Raw genomic sequence first — 17,363 nt, 5'->3', positions numbered from 1 at the left:
AAATTAAAAGCTAGTATGGAAAAATGAAAAAAAAATCCATTTTAATATTATTTTTTCTTTTTTCCTTAATCTTTTCTGGTTCTGCGAAAGCTAACTATTGGTTAATAATTGGAACTTATAGACAAGGACCTGGAGGAAGGCCAGAGGTTAGTGGAATAACAAGTCCTTCCTTACATTCTATTCCAATGAAAGATTTAGATACTTGTAATAAGGCAGGAGAAAAAATTACTAATGAAATATACAAACCTGTTTGGCAATTTGATAGTAGATGGACCTGTGTATTTAGAGGTGATTAGTAATAAAGTTACCTTTTAACATCGTGAGCACAACCATCTCCTTTATAGTTTTCACTCTCGTAAAAATCATTTTTTGTCCCAAAATAAACTGTTAATAAAACGAAAGGTAAGCTTAATATAAATAAAATAGTTGTTAAATCCATAGTGTTAACTTATTCAAGAAGGTTATGAAAAATTAAAATTACAATTATTTATTAACCCATGTTTAATAATCTGTGGGTCCTTTAATACCAAGATAAAAGAAGGCTCCTAAACCAACTAAAAGTAAAACTCCAGCGATAGCTGCAGAAGGAACAAAACCTCCTATTGCAAAGGAAGAAAAATAATACATCTATAAAACTAAAACTAGTTTGATAATATCAATAAAAACTAGGTATTTGTAAAAAATTTTGACTCGAAGACAATTAGATAATATCTGTTCTATGCCACTAAAGTCGAATCTTCGTTATCAGCAGAAATTCTTATTCTCTCTTCCAACTTAGGGCCATATAATTCATTTCCCCAGATTTCAACTCTTGAATCATTTGGGGCCATAAAAGTAAGAATGTCAGTTGGAAATAAAACTCTCTCTAAGAAAAAATTTGATGGACCAATACATCTCAAGACAACCATCCTACAGCCTTCATTTTTGTAAGAAAACTCAACCATCCCTAAACAGCAAAATATGTTTAATTAAACACTATTTGGAGCAAAAAAAAATGTATAAAAAATTACTGAAAAAAAAGAAATTTAGAAAATGCTACAAATTCAATCCAGCCTCAACTAAATTTCTTTCTTGATCAATTAATAAAAGCGCGTAGGATTTTATAACATCAAAACTTTTATGAGGAATTGAGACATTAAGCATTCTCAAGAAATTAGATAATTTTTCATCTTGAAGGGCGTTACCTTTCTGTAAAAACATTTCTTTTTCCTGATTTGTTTTCCATATATTCATATATTCAATCTTCAAGGGCTTTAAGTGCCAAATATTGTCTATTAAAGTCCAAATATCTAAATATTCGTTTAGGTTATTTTGAATTTTTAATACATAAGATGATTCATGAAGGCTCAAATCTGTTGTATTTATGGGTCGATCATTTATGTCAATAGAATAAGGTTTTATTCCCAAAAACCATCCCTCAAGAATTAATAAATCAGGATTATCTAATCTCCAATGAGATCTATCTCCTAAACCATTTCTTAAAGATTTATCGAAAACTGGTACATTTAATTCTCCATTTATCTTCCAATTTAATAATTTTTCATACATTAATTTTACTGAGTGACTACCAGGAAACCCTCTTGAAACATTCCAAGGGTTATTCTTAATTGCTAATTTCATTTCATTTGATGGGAGATAAAAGTCGTCAATTGAAATAACCGCAATTTTGAAGTTTAATTTTAACGATATAGCTTCGAGCCATTTACCTAGTGTTGTTTTACCTGTGCCAGGCAGAGCTGAGATTCCAATAATTTTTCTATCAGAAAAATTATTTTGAAATTTATAAGCCTGAGATAAAAGAGGTAAAGCCAAACCCCAAATCCAATCATCATTTACTTTATTGTTCCAATATTGATCAATTGAAAGAATGTTTCTTTTATTATTCCAAAAATTGAACCAATCATCCAAGGATTCCCAACCAATATCAATAATTAATTTTTCAAATTTATCAAGAGGAAAATTAATATCTAAATCTTTCATCTTTCTAACTTAGTTCTCGCTTATTTATCAATTTATTGATTTCATTTTTCCAACCATATCCATTTGGTTCAGAAGCTAAAGTAAATTCCAAATCTTTTAATTGATCTAGTAAATTTAAGTTAGGTCCATCTATTCCAGGAATAACTATTTTAATATCTGAGTTTAAAAGTAGAGGCAAATCATTTGGAGAATCGCCTAAACCTATAATTTCAATATTTTGAACATTTGAATATTCTTTAAGAGCATTTATTGCTTTACCTTTATTCGATTTTGTAGATAATAAGTGACTCATTCTATTTCCCTTAAAAATATCAACATTGAATTTTTTACAACAGATATTAATTTTCTCTTCTAAATAACTTGGCGGATTTAAAAAAGGCATGCTCCAATGCCTATCACGCATTAAGTTCAATGAGTTGCCTTCTAAACCTGTAAGCTGAGTGGCTTCTTGATCAGTGAGATTATTAAGAGGAGTAAGTTTATAATCAATTTCTTTAGAAATAAAATTTAAGATTTCTTCAAGAGATTCGTATTTTATTCCAAGAATAATTTCTCCATTTACTCTTTTAAGAGATTCACCATATATTGCCGCACCATTCTCAACAATATAAGGATCCGTCAAGTTAAGTTCCTTTCTAATAACTTTTACTTCAGAAGCGGTTTTGCTTGTACAAAGAATTACGGGTATAGATAATTTTTGTAGTTTTTTTATAGTTTCTTTAGCAGGTGATAAATCATATGAGTGATCCATTAAAGTACCATCTACATCACTTACTACCCAAATAGAAGAATTTTCTATCATTTTTATAAAGCACTAAGCCAAATTACTTGAAAAGGATCAAGACTAATATTTTTGCAATTGTATTTAGTGGATGTTAAAAAATCATGGGTATTGAAATCATTATCAATTATTTTTGGTAGATCATTATCATTCAATTGATAATTAATTTTATTTTCAGTCATATTATGGATTGCAAAAACAGACTCAGGACCTTTACCTCTTTTGATTACAACAATATCACTTCTACCTTTAGACAAACATTTCATTTGTGAACAAGGGTGAAATTGCTTTAATTCTGATCGGACATCCATAGCATTACGAAGATATTTTAAGTTTTTATTAGCATTAGATTCAGGATTATTTAAAACAGCTGAAAGATTTTCTGATTTAAACTTTTCTCTGTTTAGATCTCTTCTTTGACCTGTCATAGAAAAACTTTTGATATCATTTTCTGAAGCTAGTAATGCTGGCAAATAAAATGCAGGGACCCCTTTCAGAGCCATTACTAATAATTGACTCAAAATAAATCTCTCATATTGAAATCTTTTAGCATCTCTACTGGAGTCTTCCATTGCACTCCACCAACTAATATTCAATTCATAAGGTTTATCATCACCATTTGATAAACGTCTATGACTTACTAATCCTCCTCTTTTCTCACAATTAATTAATAAATCTTTAATTCTCTGCTCATTCATTAAACCCTCAAGAGCTCTTAGCCCAACACCATCGTGCGATGCAGTGAAATTAAATAAAGTAGTATCTTCAGGTAATATGGGCCAATCAAAAATCCATGAGTTTAGAATATCAGCTCTTGAAGTAATAATTGCCTCTAGGAGAAGAGGAGGCAATGGGAAATTATATGCCATGTGGGCTTCATCATCAGGAATGAGATAAGATAGATTCTCCTTCTGAGGAACATTGGTTTCTGTTATTAAAACGCCATCATCAAGAAGATTATTTAAAAGAACTCTTAAGAGTTTCACAATTGAATGTGCTTTAGGTAAATGTAAGCATGTAGTCCCTGATTCCTTCCAAATAAAACCTACAGCATCAAGCCTTAACCATTTAATTCCATTAGATAAATAAGTAGTAATTAAATTTAAGAACTCAAGAGTCATTTTAGGATTATGCCAATTCAAATCAATTTGATCTGGCCCAAAAGTTGTCCAAACTTGTTTAGGACCATCATCAGTATTTATTTGAGAAAACAAAGAGGAACTTCTAGGCCTAACTACATTTGACCAGTCAAGATTTTGTTTCGGTGAAAAAACATTTGATATACCCGGTTCTTGGGATTTAATAAATTGTTGAACCCATGGGTGAGATGATGAGACATGGTTTAGTACTAAATCAGCCATCAAATCATGATTTTTAGAAATACTTTTGAGATCATCCCAACCACCAAATTTTTCTTCTAAGGAATCATAACTTGAGACTGCAAAACCTCCATCACTTGTAGATTTCAAAAAAGGAAGAATATGTACAACTTTAGAAAGACTGCCAAAATGTTTACTTAACAACTTCCTAAGAGTTATTAATGTTGCCTCGCCATTTTTATAAATACTATCTGCATAAGTTATCAAAACTGAATGAGATTCATTCCACCTTTCCTTATCTCTTATTTCTTCATAAGCAGATTTCTCTGAGAAATCATCTAAAATCTGTAATAATTGGTTTGAAATAAAATTAATTTCTTCTGTAGTATGATTTGAATAAATTGTTTTTAACAATTTATCAATTTTTAATCTATCTAATTTTTTCTCTGAATCAATTTGCTTCACTTTGAAAAAATCATCGAAGTATTAATACTATTCTGCACATCAATTAGAAAATGGACTTTCAACAAGGGTTAATCACAACAATACATGAATATGGAGTTACAAGAAATTTACTTAAAGAATTAAACAAAAGTCTTAAAAAAAGATCAACTAGCATTTTAATACCTTGCTTATATGAAGAGTTTGAGCGTCCAGCATTAAAAGATATAAGAGAAGTTTTAAAAAACCTTACAGGCTTAAATGAATTAGTAATTGCTCTCTCTGCAAAAACTGTTGAGCAAGTTAAGGCAGCAAAATCATTTTTTGACTCAATGCCATTCCCAGTTCACGTTCAATGGACTAATTCTCCCTCTGTAATTGAGCTATTAAAAAGCCAAGAAAAAAATGGATTAGAACTTTTAGGAACTCCAGGTAAAGGATGGGCTGTATGGCAAGGCATAGGAGTTGCGACTAGAAAATCAGAAGTTGTTGCTCTTTTTGATGCTGATATAAGAACTTTTAGTCCTTTATATCCTTCAAGAATGATACTTCCACTTCTGGATGAATCATATGGAATATCATATGTAAAAGCTTTTTACAGTAGATTATCTCTAGAAACAAATCAATTGCAAGGTAGAGCAACAAGATTATTCGTGGGTCCTTTATTAGCAAGTCTTGAGCAGTTAGTTGGTAAGGGTCCGTTTTTACAATATCTTCAATCATTTAGATATCCATTAGCAGGTGAGTTTGCTTTTACTAAAGACCTTGCTATGAATTTAAGAATTCCTTGTGACTGGGGTTTAGAGATAGGTTTATTATCAGAGGTTTATAGAAACGTAAGGACCTCCAAAATAGCCCAGGTTGACCTAGGTTTATTTGATCATAAACATAAGAATATTGGAGATTCTTCTAAAGAAGGATTGCAAAAAATGTGTACAGAAATACTTTCAAGTGTTTTAAGAGGTCTCATGGAGCATCAAGCCGAGACCTTAACTAGCACTCAACTAGCAACTTTAGAAGTTCTCTACAAAAGAGTTGGAGAAGATCGGGTAAAACAATTTGGATTAGATTCAGCAGTTAATCAACTTCCATACGATAGGCACGAAGAAGAATTATCAGTACAAAAGTTTGCGAAACTATTAAGACCTGCTACAGAAGATTATCTGGCTTGTCCTACGACACTTCAATTACCAAGTTGGTCAAGAGTTCTATCTTGTGAGAACAAACTGCAAGAAGATTTAGCTATTGCGGGGTCAAAAGACATAAAGATAAGTGAAAAAGAATTAATTAAAAACTTCTAAAGCAAAAAATACCTCTGAGCCATTGGGACTTCATCAAGTGGTTCACAAGTAAGAAGTTCTCCATCAGAAAAAACTTCATAAGTTTGAGGATCAACTGAAATATTTGGTAGTTTACTATTAAGTTTTAAGTTTGATTTATTGATATTTCTGGTATTTTCTACGGCAATACATTTCTTTTGTAAGCCTAATTTATTTGGAATATTTTGTTCAATTGAATTTTTACTTAAAAAGGTAAAAGAACTCTTAATTAGAGATTGGCCGAAACTTGCAAACATAGGTCGACCATGTACAGGACCTGGAGTAGGAATTGAAGCATTTGCATCACCCATTTGGGACCAAACTATAGATCCTCCTTTAACAACTAATTCAGGCTTTACCGCAAAAAAGGAAGGTTTCCACAATGCCAAATCCGCAATTTTACCCTTTTCTATAGACCCAACATGTTTATCAATACCATGAGCTATTGCAGGATTAATTGTGACTTTAGAAATATATCTCTTTACTCTATAATTATCGTTTCTATCAGAATCCTGCGATAGCGGCCCCCTTTGGACTTTCATTTTATGAGCGGTTTGAAAAGTTCTTGTAATTACTTCACCAACTCTTCCCATAGCTTGAGAATCACTAGCAATAATTGAAAAGGCACCTATATCATGCAAGATATCCTCAGCTGCAATAGTCTCTCTTCTGATCCTTGATTCAGCAAATGCAATATCTTCTGGGATTTTAGAATCTAAATGATGACAAACCATTAACATGTCAAGATGTTCTTCTAATGTGTTCCTTGTATAAGGTCTTGTTGGATTTGTACTACTAGGAAGAACATTTTTTTCTCCACAGATTTTTATAATGTCTGGAGCATGACCTCCACCTGCTCCTTCGGTATGAAAAGTATGAATAGTTCTTCCTGCAATAGCGTTGATGGTATCTTCAACAAAGCCTGCCTCATTCAAAGTATCAGTATGAATACATACTTGTACGTCAAACTTATCTGCAACATTTAGACAAGAATTTATTGTAGAAGGAGTGGTTCCCCAATCCTCATGAAGCTTCAATCCACATGCACCAGCCTCAACCTGATCAATAAGATTGCTCTCGTTTGTTGAGTTTCCTTTTCCAAAAAAACCTAAATTCATGGGAAATGCTTCTGCAGATTGAAGCATTCTTGAAATATGAAAAGAACCCGGAGTACAAGTAGTAGCATTTGTGCCAGTTGCAGGTCCAGTTCCTCCTCCCAACATGGTTGTAATTCCAGAGGCTAGTGCTGTCTCAATTTGTTGGGGACAGATAAAGTGAATATGGGTATCTATTGAACCTGCAGTAAGAATATGCCCCTCTCCAGCTATTACTTCTGTTGATGCACCAATAACAATATCAACATTATCCTGGATATCAGGATTACCAGCCTTACCAATTTCAAAAATCATTCCATCTTTTATACCCACATCAGCCTTAATTATTCCCCACCAATCTACGATCAAAGCATTAGTTATTACGGTATCTACAGCTCCATCAGCTCTTCTTACTTGAGACTGTCCCATCCCATCTCGAATAACTTTACCTCCACCAAATTTAACTTCATCTCCGTATGTAGTTAAATCCTTTTCTACTTCTATAAAAAGTTCGGTATCAGCAAGCCTTACTCTATCTCCGGTAGTGGGTCCGTAAGTTTGCGCATAAGTATTTCTGTCAATTTTATAGGACATAATTTTAAGTATCTAAAGAACCGTTAACCAATGAATTAAAACCATTTGCAATTCTTAAACCTGTATATGGAACTAATTTGACATCAGTTGTATCTCCAGGTTCAAATCTAATTGCTGTTCCTGCAGGAATGTCAAGACGCATACCAAGTGTTATTTCTCGATCAAAAATTAAAGCCTTATTAGCTTCAAAAAAATGATAATGAGATCCAATTTGTACAGGTCTATCTCCAGAATTAGAAACTTTTACTGTTTTAACTTCCTTACCAAGATTTAATTCGATTTCACCTTGTTCAGGAATTATTTCGCCAGGAATTAAATTACTCATAACTAATTAATCGGATTGTGAATAGTAACTAATTTAGTCCCATCGGGGAAAACCGCTTCTATTTGAACTTCATCAACCATTTCAGGAATGCCCTCCATAACTTGTGATTTTGAAAGCCAGGTAGTTCCCTCTGACATTAATTGACTTACACTTTTACCATCTCGTGCTCCTTCAAGAACTTGAAAACTTAAAAAAGCAATTGTTTCAGGATAATTAAGCTTAAGACCTCGACTAAGCCTTCTTTCAGCTAAGAGCGCAGCAGAAAAAATCAATAATTTATCCTTTTCTTGAGGTGAAAGATGCATAATAAAAAATTAATCTATAAATTCTTAAAAAAGGTTCTTTCTGAACATAATTAATAATTCATAGAATCTTGTAAAGGCCATACACCTTGATATTTTGGCTCACAAAATCCACAAACAGACCTAATTTGTTTCCAAATACAAAAAAAACATTTCCTAGCATCTTGAGAAGAACTCCCTAGGAATCTTACAGAGATTCCATTTTCAAGGATTCCAATAGATAAATTATTATTAGTTTCATTGAAAATCTTTTTTATATTTCCTACAAGATTATTTATTTTTGACTTGGAAAAATCTTTTTCGCAAATCCAAATTAAGGATCCAAAAACGGGCATGTAATCCATGCCTGACTTGGCCACAAAACTTGCCTTAGATAATTCAATTTGATCAACATATTCCCAATCATCATATAAATCATTATTTCTCATAATTTCTAATTTAGACCTAAAAACTCCACTCTCAATAGATTCTCCGGAAGAAGATCTTCCAAGTCTTATTAAATCAGTAAATAAAAAACTTGAAGTTTCTGAAATAGATACTTTAAAAATTTGCTCATATAAACCATTTGCAAAGATGATTGTTTCTTGGGGAAGATACTCTAAATGAGAATTGTCAAGAATGTTTATGAGATTCTTTTGCTTTGAAAAACTTCCTTTTGGATTGATTTTAGATCTTCCAACTGATCCATATACTTTCTGAGCTGAAGAAGTAGTCAACAAAACCTTAGAGTTTTTTTCAAGATTTACCTCAAAATCGAGTAAATCACCTCCTACCAATCCCCCTGCAGTATGTAGAACAGGCAAAATGCATCTGCCCTCTTGATCATGAGTAGACTTTAATAACTTATAAGGAGAAGTTGATTTAGATTTAAAGATTGTTTTATCAACATTTCCTAAACTTGCTTTATTATTGAAAAAATTTAAGAAACAATTACCTTCCCATGAAGTTTTAATCATAAATTGTTTTCTTTAATTACTAAATTAAAGTAACCAAAAATTTTGATTATGAGAATGAATAAACAAATTGTTGTAACTGATTGGATTAAGGAGAAACCGAAATTAGGTTCATTTTTAAAACTTACCTTAAGTTCAGATGAAAGAAGAATCTTACGAGGTAAAAGATTAACTGATTGTGATCAAGAAATAATTTTACAATTACCTAGAAAGGGCAAATTAAATGATGGAGATATTCTTTCAACTAATAAGTCCAATTTTTATGTAGAGATAATTGCCAAAACAGAAAATTTAATTGAAATAAGTTCAAATTCTAAAATTGAACTTATTAAAACTGCTTATCATCTAGGAAATAGGCATGTAGAAGTAGAAATTGAAGAAGACATTCTTCTAACAAAAAGTGATTATGTTATTAAAAATATGCTTCTTAATTTTAAAGTTGATGTAAAAAATACGAAAAAAAAGTTTTTTCCGGAAAGAGGTGCCCATAGTCATGAGTAAAAGTCACTTATTAAAATATTTATTAATAAGTCCTAACTTACCAGTTGGAGGATTTTGTTATTCGGAGGGAATGGAGAGTTATCTTCATAATAAAAATTTAACAGATTCAAATTCGGTAAAAGACTTAATCATAAGTGAACTAAAAATTGGTCAGATAAGACTAGATGCAAGACTTTTACTAGATTTTTTTGATATTTTCAATGAGATAAACGACCGCAAAAATTTAAAAGGTAATTTGCAAAAGCTAATGAGTTTGGATAAATGGATCCTCTCATCAAAGGACTCTCTCGAAATGAGAGAACAACAAATTCAAATGGCAAAATCTCTCTTTGATTTAACCAAAGAATTTGGATTTGAATATCTATATGAAAATAATAAAAAAAGCTCCTGGTCATTAGCGTGGAGTTGGGCTTGTTATTGTTTTGAAATTACCAAGTTAGAAATGGTTGAGAATTTTTTCTATGCGTGGAGTGCAAACCAACTTAGTGCTGCATTAAGAATTATTCCTATTGGGTCAACAAAAGCACAATTAATTCAGAGAGACTTATTAGCAATAATTTCAAAAGTTTCTAAAGAAATTATGGACAAAGAAATTGATGACATCTATTTTGGCAATGTAGGTTTAGCTATGGCACAACAAAATCATAATGACCTTTATACAAAACTTTTTAGAAATTAATTTATGAGCAGCAAATTGAGAGTAGGGGTTGCTGGGCCTGTAGGTTCAGGAAAAACTGCATTAGTAGAGACTCTATGCTTAAGCATGAAAAAAAATTATGAGATAGCAGTTGTCACCAATGATATCTACACCAAAGAAGATGCTAACTTTCTAATAAATAAAAAAGTTTTAGAGGAAGGAAGGATTATTGGTGTAGAAACAGGAGGTTGTCCTCATACAGCGATAAGAGAGGATTGTTCCTTAAATAAAAATGCAGTTTTAGATTTAGAAAATAAATATAATCCTTTAGATTTTGTTTTTGTAGAAAGTGGAGGTGATAATTTAGCATCTAGTTTTAGTCCAGAACTTGTAGATTTATCAATATATGTAATTGATGTATCTGCCGGAGACAAAATTCCTAGAAAAGGGGGGCCAGGGATAACAAGGTCAGATTTATTATTAATAAACAAAATTGACTTAGCAGATATGGTTGGTGCAGATTTAAATATTATGAAAAGTGATACTGAATTTATGAGAAAAGGGAAACCTTGGTTTTTTACCAACCTTAGTAGCGGCAAAGGAGTTGAAGAAATAACTCAATTTTTAGAATCACATATACCCAACAATCGAAACTAGAAAAATGTTCATTACTAATATATTGGATTCAACAAAAAGTTACGACTGATACAAAACGAATCCTCACTCGTTAATAACTTTTACTTTATCCCCCTAATGAGGGTCAATTACCTAATTTATCCTAATTCATGAGAATTTCAAGGCGTATTTTGGCAGGTTTAGCTACTGCCTCACTTGCGGTCACCGCAACTTCCTGTGGTGGAGGCGGAACCTCCGGAAGTTTCGATGACACAGTAACCGTTGGTATTTTGCATTCGTTATCCGGAACAATGGCTATCTCTGAATCAACTCTTGTTGATACAGAAAAAATGGCTATTGAAGAGATAAATGCTGCTGGTGGTGTTACAGTTGGCGGCAAAAGCTACAAAATAGAATACATAGTTGAAGATGGTGCATCTGACTGGCCTACTTTTGCTGAAAAATCTAAGAAACTTATAGACCAAGACGGAGTTCCTGTCGTATTTGGTGGTTGGACATCTGCAAGTAGAAAGGCAATGTTACCAGTCTACGAATCAAAGGATGCTTTCCTTTACTACCCAATTCAATATGAAGCTCAAGAATGTTCTAACAACATTTTCTATACAGGAGCCACACCAAACCAACAATCGGAACCCGCTACAGATTTCATGTATAAGCGTTCTCCCGCAGCTGGTGGAGATTTCTTCCTTGTAGGTTCTGATTATGTTTTCCCAAGAACTTCAAACACAATCACAAAAGCTCAGGTAAAACAGTTAGGAGGTAAAGTTGTTGGAGAAGATTACCTTCCATTAGGAAATACTGAAGTTGCTCCAATTATCTCAAAAATCAAAAAGGCGCTTCCTGAAGGTGGAATAATCATTAATACACTTAATGGTGACCAAAACGTTGCATTCTTCAAACAGATTCAAGACGCAGGTATCACACCTTCAAGTGGCTACTACGTAATGAACTATTCAATTGCTGAAGAAGAGATTAGTACAATTGGTCCTGAGTTCCTTGAAGGTCACTACGGTGCTTGGAACTACATGATGTCAATTGATACTCCTGCATCTAAGAAATTTGCTGCAAGTTTCAAGAAAAGATGGGGAGCAGATCGTGTTGTAGCTGATCCTCAAGAATCTGCTTATAACATGGTTTACTTATGGAAACAGGCAGTAGAAGATGCTGGAACATTCGACGACAACGCAGTAAGGGAAGCCCTTGTTGGACAAAAGTTTGATGCTCCACAAGGTCCTGTTGAAGTTATGCCTAATCACCACTTATCTCAAACAGTAAGAATTGGAGAGATTAATGCAGAGGGTGGATTTACAATCCTTGAAGAGACAGGAGTTGTTCTTCCTCAAGCATGGAACCAAAAGCATCCAAGTTCAAAAGGATTTGCATGCGATTGGACAGATCCTTCAAAAGGAGAAAAGTATAAGCTTTAATCTAATTAAAACCTATACTTCAAAATAAAAGGAGGTTAACACCTCCTTTTATTTTATATAATCAAATATTTTCTTTTTCTAAATTGGAGTTACTTCTCGATAGTCTTTTTAATGGTGTTGCAATCGGATCTGTACTACTTGTTGCTGCATTAGGTCTAGCAATTGTTTTTGGTCTTATGGGTGTAATAAATCTTGCCCATGGAGAACTTATGATGCTTGGGGCTTACACAACATACGTAACACAATTAATTTTCAAATTACCTATATTAAAACCTTTCTACAATTCGTACATAATAGTTTCTATTTTCCTTGCTTTTATTGTTAGTGGAGTAGTAGGCATTCTCCTTGAAAAAACTATAATAAGAAAGCTTTATGGAAGTCCACTAGAAACACTTCTCGCAACTTGGGGCGTAAGCTTAATTCTTCAACAATTTGTCAGAAGTGTACCTTTAGCTTATGGGACCGGTCTGGTTATAAGTCTGTTAATTGGTTTATTCTTACCAACAACATTCCCTTCAAAAATAAAAGAATCAATAAATTTCAAATATTTTAAATTTAGTTCTTGGATATTTGCTGCTTTAACTGGGGTCCTGACAGGTAGCGTAATCTCATCCTCTGTCAGCAAACTTAGTAGAGCAAGCGCTCGAAATGTTGATGTAACAGCACCCTCATGGATGAGAGGTCAAGTAGAAATTATTGGCACTGCATTTCCTAAAACAAGATTAATGATAATTGTCATTACTCTAATCTCTGTAATAGCAATAACATTATTTCTTAATCAAAGTGCTTGGGGGATGCGTATAAGAGCAGTTACTCAGAACCGACAAATGAGTGATTGCCTTGGTATATCTACTGAAAAAGTGGATATAATTACTTTTGGAATTGGATCTGGCTTAGCAGGAGTTGCTGGGGTAGCAGTATCTCTTTTAGGTTCTGTAGGACCAAATGTTGGCGGAAACTATATAGTTGGTTGTTTTATGGTTGTAGTGCTGGGAGGAGTAGGAAATTTATTAGGAACAGTACTTGCTTCATTTGGAATAGGAATAATGACTGATTTAATTGGAGCTGGAAGGCTCTTATCAATATGGCCAGATATGCCTTTACCTTTATCAAACACAATTAACTTTTTTGCGACCACAAGTATGGCAAGAGTAATGATATTTGCACTAATTGTTATATTCTTACAATTTAAACCTACAGGTTTATTTCCTCAAAAAGGAAGGATGGTTGAAAACTAATGTCCTTAAGTAAAATTAAATTTGATAAAAAAATAGTATTATCATTTTGGATAATATTAATAGCCTTAATTATTGCAGCACCAACTCTACTCCCTGTATTTAGACTAAACCTTCTAGGTAGATACTTATCCTTATCCATAGTTGCACTTGGTGTTGATCTTATCTGGGGATATACAGGTTTACTAAGTCTTGGACAAGGTATATTTTTTGCACTAGGTGGATATTGTGCAGCAATGTATTTGCAAATAACCAGCTCCTCTGAATTTCCAAATAATATTCCTGAATTTTTTGCTTTATATGGTGTTGAAAAATTACCTTTTTTCTGGGAACCGTTTAGATCGCCTGTTTTTACCTTCTTCGCTATCTGGATAATTCCAGCATTGGTTGCTGGTTTAATTGGATTTCTTGTTTTCAGGAATAGAATCAAAGGGGTTTATTTTTCTATACTTACTCAAGCTTCTCTTCTTGTATTCTTTAACTTCTTTAATGGACAACAAAAACTTATAAATGGAACAAATGGATTAAAAACAGATGTAACACAACTATTTGGTCAGATGGTAGGTTCTGAGTCCATGCAAAGAATATTCTTTTGGATAACCGCCATACTAGTAATAGCCGCATGGTTTTTTGCAAAGTGGGTAGTTAAAGGAAGATTTGGAAATATCCTTATAGGAATACGAGATGATGAACCAAGAGTTAGGTTTACAGGATACAACCCAGTTATATTCAAGACGATAATATTTTCTATTGCTGGAGGTCTCGCAGGAATTTCGGGAGCTTTATATACCGTTCAGTCTGGAATAGTATCCCCTCAATTTATGACGGTTCCCTTTTCTATAGAAATGGTTATATGGGTTGCTGTTGGAGGAAGAGGAACTTTATTGGGAGCGATACTAGGAGCAGTTTTCATCAACTATGCAAAAAGTCTAGTAAGTGAAGCTTTACCTGCTAGCTGGATGTTTATTCAAGGAGGGTTATTTATCTTAGTTGTAACAGCTCTGCCAGAAGGAGTTTTAGGATGGATTCAAGGAGATGGTCCTAGGAATCTTCTTCAAAGATTTGGTTTGAAAAGGAAGATTGAAACCTATCCAAGCTTAGAAGTTAACAATAAGGAGGGGAATAATGAATAATAAAGATCTTCTAAATTTAATAGATATTACTGTTAGTTTCGAGGGTTTTTTAGCTCTCAACAAACTTAATTTAAATTTAAAGAAAGGAGAATTAAGAGCTGTAATAGGACCCAATGGCGCAGGTAAAACAACATTTCTTGATGTAATAACTGGAAAGGTTAAGCCAACAAAAGGTGAAGTAATTTTTAAAGGGAAATCTTTAGTAGGTAGAAAGGAGCATAAAATAGCCAGACTTGGAGTTGGAAGAAAGTTCCAAAGTCCAAGAATCTTTGAAAATCTAACAGTTAAAGAAAATCTTGAAATATCGGTGACAACTCCTAAAAGTCCCTTAAACCTTATAAATAAAAGTATTAAGGATGAGCAGCTTAATGAGATTGATCGTCTTATGAAGATTGTTAATTTAGCTCAAAAAGTTGATTCTAAAGCTGGATCTTTATCACATGGCCAAAAACAATGGCTCGAGATAGCCATGTTAGTAGGACAGAAGCCAGATTTAATGTTAGTAGATGAACCTGTTGCTGGTTTAACTGATGAAGAAACTGATCTTACAGCTGATTTATTAAAATCTTTATCAGGAGAAAATACAGTAGTGGTAATAGATCACGATATGGAATTTATAAGAAGACTTGATAGTAATGTTTCAGTATTAAATCAGGGCACAGTATTATGTGAGGGAACGATGGAAACCATACAAAAAGACAAAAAAGTTATTGATGTTTATTTAGGAAGACCTGAGGACTAGTTATGGAAAATTTACTCGAAATAAAATCGTTAAATACTTATTATGGCGAGAGTCATATTCTTAGAGATGTAGATTTAAATGTTAAATCAGGAGAAATGGTTTGTTTGATTGGAAGAAATGGAGTTGGCAAAACAACTTTATTGAAATCACTAATTGGTTTGTTAAAACAAAAAAAAGGCGATATTTATTTGATTGGTGAAAATATCAATAGAAAAGCACCTCATCAGAGGGCTAGGAAAGGAATGGCTTACGTTCCTCAAGGGAGAGAAATTATTCCATATCTATCAGTTGAAGAGAATCTTATGTTAGGAATGGAGTCTCTACCAGGTGGATTATCTAAGAACAAGAAAATAGATCCATTTATTTATGATCTCTTCCCAATCCTAAAAGATTTTCTTCAAAGGAAAGGAGGAGATCTTAGTGGAGGACAACAACAGCAATTAGCTATTGCAAGAGCATTGCTAGGCAAACCTCAACTTCTATTACTTGACGAACCAACGGAAGGTATTCAGCCAAATATAGTTTTAGACATTGAAAATGCAATTAACCAGATAATTAGAGATACAGGAATTGGTGTTTTATTAGTTGAACAACATTTGCATTTTGTAAGACAAGCCAATAGATATTATGCGATGCAACGCGGAGGTATTGTTGCTAGCGGAAATACTAGTGAGTTGAGTCAAGCAGTTATTGATAAATTCTTGAGTGTTTAAATAGATTATTATTTTAAATTTAAAAAAACTTTATTCATTTTTCGCATCTTATAAGGTCTATACTGTTTGGATGCTCATTAATATACTTATTAAATTCCATTGCTAGTGTTCTAGCCTCGTAAGCGTCAAAAGCATAAAAACAATTTTCTAATCTTATATTTTGAAAATCACGGTAATGCACTGTATATGGCTTCAACATATTATTTTTGTTCATTTTAATTTGCTAAAAAGCAATTATGTATATTTCAACCATGCATATATTCGTAAATTTAAAGCACAACTTTTGTTGTTATCAAAATATATTGACTTAAATTATGTAATTAAAAATACTTTATAAAGACAAAAAGTAATTAATCTATTTTTTTTTATTTTTAGAATCTTGCTTTTTACCTTCTATTAAAAAAACAAATTTTGATAAAATATAACCAAAAACTGGAACCCAAAACTTTTCATAAAAAAATTTCATAAAAAATTAAGCAGCTAATGATTCGTTATCTTCAATTTCAGTTTTATTAATACGCTTCAAATCTATAGAATTAAATAAATGTTGCATAAGAAGAAAATCAAGTTCCCCTTTTAACAAATTAACATCTGATGAAAGTAGATCATCAACAAAATAATCAAAAGTATCTGTAAGAGGATTCACAATTAAAAATTTATTTTTGCCATTATCATCGCATTAACAACAAAAGTCAACCAAATTTGAATATTAATTTTTGAATTTTTTAAAAATTAATGAATAAAGACTAAAAAATTAAATAATAAAAATAAACAAGCAAAATAACAGATTTAATATCAAGCTTAGGGTTTTTGAATTAAATTTCATTTATCTTGCTTTTCTTAATTTTATATCTCTCCTGATTAGCAATATCAAAACGACAATACACATATTTGCTAAAAAGAAATTTAAAGAATTCATCATCAAACCATTTAATATATTTATAGCAAGACTATTGATGTGCCAATTCGGAAAGAATCACTTAAAAAATTTCTAAACGTAATAAATTTTTATAGCAATCAAATTTGATATTAATAGCTAATTTTAAATATTATTTTTTAATTAGCTCGAAGTAACCATTTTTATTTAATAAGTACTTATCAAACCAAAGGCTTAATAGATTGTCTAATCCTATTCCATTCATTTTATTTATTTGCGAAGTCTTATAGTCTGAAAGTGCAAGTAATAGATACGGAAAAATCATATCAGAAATCCCTTTTGGCAGTTTTTCTA

At 32.2% G+C, this 17,363-nt stretch carries 22 protein-coding genes and 1 pseudogene; 10 read left to right on the top strand and 13 right to left on the bottom strand.

The window, feature by feature from the left end:
• The first annotated feature begins 23 nt into the window (after positions 1-23).
• Positions 24-296 (top strand): hypothetical protein, encoded by a 273-nt coding sequence (locus MK115_RS06120; RefSeq protein ID WP_287610268.1) that lies wholly within the window; start codon positions 24-26, stop codon positions 294-296.
• An 8-nt stretch (positions 297-304) separates the two neighbouring features.
• Here the strand turns inward: MK115_RS06120 and MK115_RS06115 are convergent, their stop codons facing one another.
• The 6 genes from MK115_RS06115 to MK115_RS06090 all read right to left on the bottom strand — a co-directional run bounded on the left by MK115_RS06115 (position 305) and on the right by MK115_RS06090 (position 4,545).
• Positions 305-439, bottom strand: coding sequence for a DUF8629 family protein (locus tag MK115_RS06115; RefSeq protein ID WP_011818343.1), 135 nt, complete (start codon positions 437-439; stop codon positions 305-307).
• A gap of 62 nt (positions 440-501) precedes the next feature.
• Complete coding sequence (locus tag MK115_RS06110) at positions 502-627, bottom strand: hypothetical protein (protein ID WP_257008987.1); 126 nt, start codon at positions 625-627, stop codon at positions 502-504.
• A gap of 89 nt (positions 628-716) precedes the next feature.
• Complete coding sequence (locus MK115_RS06105) at positions 717-944, bottom strand: DUF1830 domain-containing protein (RefSeq protein ID WP_011862870.1); 228 nt, start codon at positions 942-944, stop codon at positions 717-719.
• Between the two features lie 91 nt (positions 945-1,035).
• Positions 1,036-1,980 (bottom strand): kinase, encoded by a 945-nt coding sequence (locus tag MK115_RS06100; RefSeq protein ID WP_287610263.1) that lies wholly within the window; start codon positions 1,978-1,980, stop codon positions 1,036-1,038.
• 4 nt (positions 1,981-1,984) lie between these two features.
• The gene (yedP, locus tag MK115_RS06095; RefSeq protein ID WP_287610262.1) at positions 1,985-2,782 is read right to left on the bottom strand and encodes a mannosyl-3-phosphoglycerate phosphatase-related protein YedP; all 798 of its coding nucleotides are present in this window, start codon (positions 2,780-2,782) and stop codon (positions 1,985-1,987) included.
• A gap of 2 nt (positions 2,783-2,784) precedes the next feature.
• Positions 2,785-4,545 carry a sugar phosphorylase gene (locus MK115_RS06090; protein WP_287610261.1) on the bottom strand — a complete coding sequence of 587 codons (1,761 nt, stop codon included), beginning with the start codon at positions 4,543-4,545 and terminating at the stop codon, positions 2,785-2,787.
• Positions 4,546-4,595: 50 nt separating this feature from the next.
• On the opposite strand from MK115_RS06090, the gene MK115_RS06085 reads away from it, so the two are divergent.
• Entirely contained in the window at positions 4,596-5,822 is a 1,227-nt protein-coding gene (locus MK115_RS06085; RefSeq protein WP_287610260.1) for a glycosyl transferase, read from the top strand.
• Here MK115_RS06085 and ureC read toward each other — a convergent pair.
• Genes ureC through MK115_RS06065 form a run of 4 tightly spaced genes read right to left on the bottom strand, consistent with a single transcriptional unit; the run spans position 5,819 to position 9,111 of the window.
• Positions 5,819-7,528: an urease subunit alpha gene (gene ureC, locus MK115_RS06080; protein WP_287610258.1), complete on the bottom strand. Its 1,710-nt coding sequence runs from the start codon at positions 7,526-7,528 to the stop codon at positions 5,819-5,821. The genes MK115_RS06085 and ureC overlap by 4 nt on opposite strands.
• Positions 7,529-7,532: 4 nt before the next feature.
• Positions 7,533-7,853 (bottom strand): urease subunit beta, encoded by a 321-nt coding sequence (locus MK115_RS06075; RefSeq protein ID WP_287610256.1) that lies wholly within the window; start codon positions 7,851-7,853, stop codon positions 7,533-7,535.
• 2 nt (positions 7,854-7,855) lie between these two features.
• Positions 7,856-8,158, bottom strand: a complete 303-nt coding sequence (locus MK115_RS06070; protein ID WP_011818334.1) for an urease subunit gamma — start codon at positions 8,156-8,158, stop codon at positions 7,856-7,858.
• Between the two features lie 50 nt (positions 8,159-8,208).
• Entirely contained in the window at positions 8,209-9,111 is a 903-nt protein-coding gene (locus MK115_RS06065; RefSeq protein ID WP_287610253.1) for an urease accessory protein UreD, read from the bottom strand.
• A gap of 48 nt (positions 9,112-9,159) precedes the next feature.
• Here MK115_RS06065 and ureE point away from each other — a divergent pair, with 48 nt between their 5' ends.
• The 8 genes from ureE to urtE all read left to right on the top strand — a co-directional run bounded on the left by ureE (position 9,160) and on the right by urtE (position 16,132).
• Positions 9,160-9,609: an urease accessory protein UreE gene (ureE, locus tag MK115_RS06060; RefSeq protein ID WP_287610251.1), complete on the top strand. Its 450-nt coding sequence runs from the start codon at positions 9,160-9,162 to the stop codon at positions 9,607-9,609.
• Positions 9,602-10,288: an urease accessory protein UreF gene (locus MK115_RS06055; RefSeq protein ID WP_287610249.1), complete on the top strand. Its 687-nt coding sequence runs from the start codon at positions 9,602-9,604 to the stop codon at positions 10,286-10,288. The genes ureE and MK115_RS06055 overlap by 8 nt, the downstream gene beginning before the upstream one ends.
• 3 nt (positions 10,289-10,291) lie before the next feature.
• Complete coding sequence (ureG, locus tag MK115_RS06050; RefSeq protein ID WP_287610247.1) at positions 10,292-10,903, top strand: urease accessory protein UreG; 612 nt, start codon at positions 10,292-10,294, stop codon at positions 10,901-10,903.
• Positions 10,904-11,031: 128 nt separating this feature from the next.
• Complete coding sequence (gene urtA / locus MK115_RS06045) at positions 11,032-12,309, top strand: urea ABC transporter substrate-binding protein (RefSeq protein ID WP_025938288.1); 1,278 nt, start codon at positions 11,032-11,034, stop codon at positions 12,307-12,309.
• An 83-nt stretch (positions 12,310-12,392) separates the two neighbouring features.
• Positions 12,393-13,547 (top strand): ABC transporter permease subunit, encoded by a 1,155-nt coding sequence (locus tag MK115_RS06040; RefSeq protein ID WP_025945899.1) that lies wholly within the window; start codon positions 12,393-12,395, stop codon positions 13,545-13,547.
• Positions 13,547-14,677: an urea ABC transporter permease subunit UrtC gene (urtC, locus tag MK115_RS06035; RefSeq protein WP_287610244.1), complete on the top strand. Its 1,131-nt coding sequence runs from the start codon at positions 13,547-13,549 to the stop codon at positions 14,675-14,677. Before MK115_RS06040 ends, urtC begins: the two co-directional genes overlap by 1 nt.
• Entirely contained in the window at positions 14,670-15,419 is a 750-nt protein-coding gene (gene urtD / locus MK115_RS06030; RefSeq protein ID WP_079293029.1) for an urea ABC transporter ATP-binding protein UrtD, read from the top strand. The genes urtC and urtD overlap by 8 nt, the downstream gene beginning before the upstream one ends.
• A gap of 2 nt (positions 15,420-15,421) precedes the next feature.
• Positions 15,422-16,132, top strand: coding sequence for an urea ABC transporter ATP-binding subunit UrtE (gene urtE, locus MK115_RS06025; RefSeq protein ID WP_025894429.1), 711 nt, complete (start codon positions 15,422-15,424; stop codon positions 16,130-16,132).
• Positions 16,133-16,166: 34 nt separating this feature from the next.
• On the opposite strand, the gene MK115_RS06020 is transcribed toward urtE, so the two are convergent.
• From MK115_RS06020 to MK115_RS06010, 3 genes and pseudogenes are all read right to left on the bottom strand, one after another.
• Positions 16,167-16,346, bottom strand: a complete 180-nt coding sequence (locus MK115_RS06020; RefSeq protein ID WP_025890716.1) for a DUF8647 family protein — start codon at positions 16,344-16,346, stop codon at positions 16,167-16,169.
• 258 nt (positions 16,347-16,604) lie between these two features.
• Positions 16,605-16,778 (bottom strand): hypothetical protein, encoded by a 174-nt coding sequence (locus MK115_RS06015; protein WP_287610240.1) that lies wholly within the window; start codon positions 16,776-16,778, stop codon positions 16,605-16,607.
• Between the two features lie 403 nt (positions 16,779-17,181).
• Positions 17,182-17,363: pseudogene (locus MK115_RS06010) on the bottom strand (hypothetical protein); the annotation flags it as partial.

It is taken from the genome of Prochlorococcus sp. ALOHA_ZT_50, from assembly GCF_022447305.1.
Lineage (GTDB): Bacteria > Cyanobacteriota > Cyanobacteriia > PCC-6307 > Cyanobiaceae > Prochlorococcus_A.
Note: the sequence above shows the minus strand (reverse complement) of the source record. Positions and strands in the feature narration are given on the sequence as shown.

Bases quoted from the DNA above. Each gene is read 5' to 3' on its own strand.
- MK115_RS06120 (WP_287610268.1), top strand. From the start codon at position 24: ATGAAAAAAAAATCCATTTTAATATTATTTTTTCTTTTTTCCTTAATC.
- MK115_RS06115 (WP_011818343.1), bottom strand. From the start codon at position 439: ATGGATTTAACAACTATTTTATTTATATTAAGCTTACCTTTCGTTTTA.
- MK115_RS06110 (WP_257008987.1), bottom strand. From the start codon at position 627: ATGTATTATTTTTCTTCCTTTGCAATAGGAGGTTTTGTTCCTTCTGCA.
- MK115_RS06105 (WP_011862870.1), bottom strand. From the start codon at position 944: ATGGTTGAGTTTTCTTACAAAAATGAAGGCTGTAGGATGGTTGTCTTG.
- MK115_RS06100 (WP_287610263.1), bottom strand. From the start codon at position 1,980: ATGAAAGATTTAGATATTAATTTTCCTCTTGATAAATTTGAAAAATTA.
- yedP (WP_287610262.1), bottom strand. From the start codon at position 2,782: ATGATAGAAAATTCTTCTATTTGGGTAGTAAGTGATGTAGATGGTACT.
- MK115_RS06085 (WP_287610260.1), top strand. From the start codon at position 4,596: ATGGACTTTCAACAAGGGTTAATCACAACAATACATGAATATGGAGTT.
- ureC (WP_287610258.1), bottom strand. From the start codon at position 7,528: ATGTCCTATAAAATTGACAGAAATACTTATGCGCAAACTTACGGACCC.
- MK115_RS06075 (WP_287610256.1), bottom strand. From the start codon at position 7,853: ATGAGTAATTTAATTCCTGGCGAAATAATTCCTGAACAAGGTGAAATC.
- MK115_RS06070 (WP_011818334.1), bottom strand. From the start codon at position 8,158: ATGCATCTTTCACCTCAAGAAAAGGATAAATTATTGATTTTTTCTGCT.
- MK115_RS06065 (WP_287610253.1), bottom strand. From the start codon at position 9,111: ATGATTAAAACTTCATGGGAAGGTAATTGTTTCTTAAATTTTTTCAAT.
- ureE (WP_287610251.1), top strand. From the start codon at position 9,160: ATGAGAATGAATAAACAAATTGTTGTAACTGATTGGATTAAGGAGAAA.
- MK115_RS06055 (WP_287610249.1), top strand. From the start codon at position 9,602: ATGAGTAAAAGTCACTTATTAAAATATTTATTAATAAGTCCTAACTTA.
- ureG (WP_287610247.1), top strand. From the start codon at position 10,292: ATGAGCAGCAAATTGAGAGTAGGGGTTGCTGGGCCTGTAGGTTCAGGA.
- urtA (WP_025938288.1), top strand. From the start codon at position 11,032: ATGAGAATTTCAAGGCGTATTTTGGCAGGTTTAGCTACTGCCTCACTT.
- urtC (WP_287610244.1), top strand. From the start codon at position 13,547: ATGTCCTTAAGTAAAATTAAATTTGATAAAAAAATAGTATTATCATTT.
- urtD (WP_079293029.1), top strand. From the start codon at position 14,670: ATGAATAATAAAGATCTTCTAAATTTAATAGATATTACTGTTAGTTTC.
- urtE (WP_025894429.1), top strand. From the start codon at position 15,422: ATGGAAAATTTACTCGAAATAAAATCGTTAAATACTTATTATGGCGAG.
- MK115_RS06020 (WP_025890716.1), bottom strand. From the start codon at position 16,346: ATGAACAAAAATAATATGTTGAAGCCATATACAGTGCATTACCGTGAT.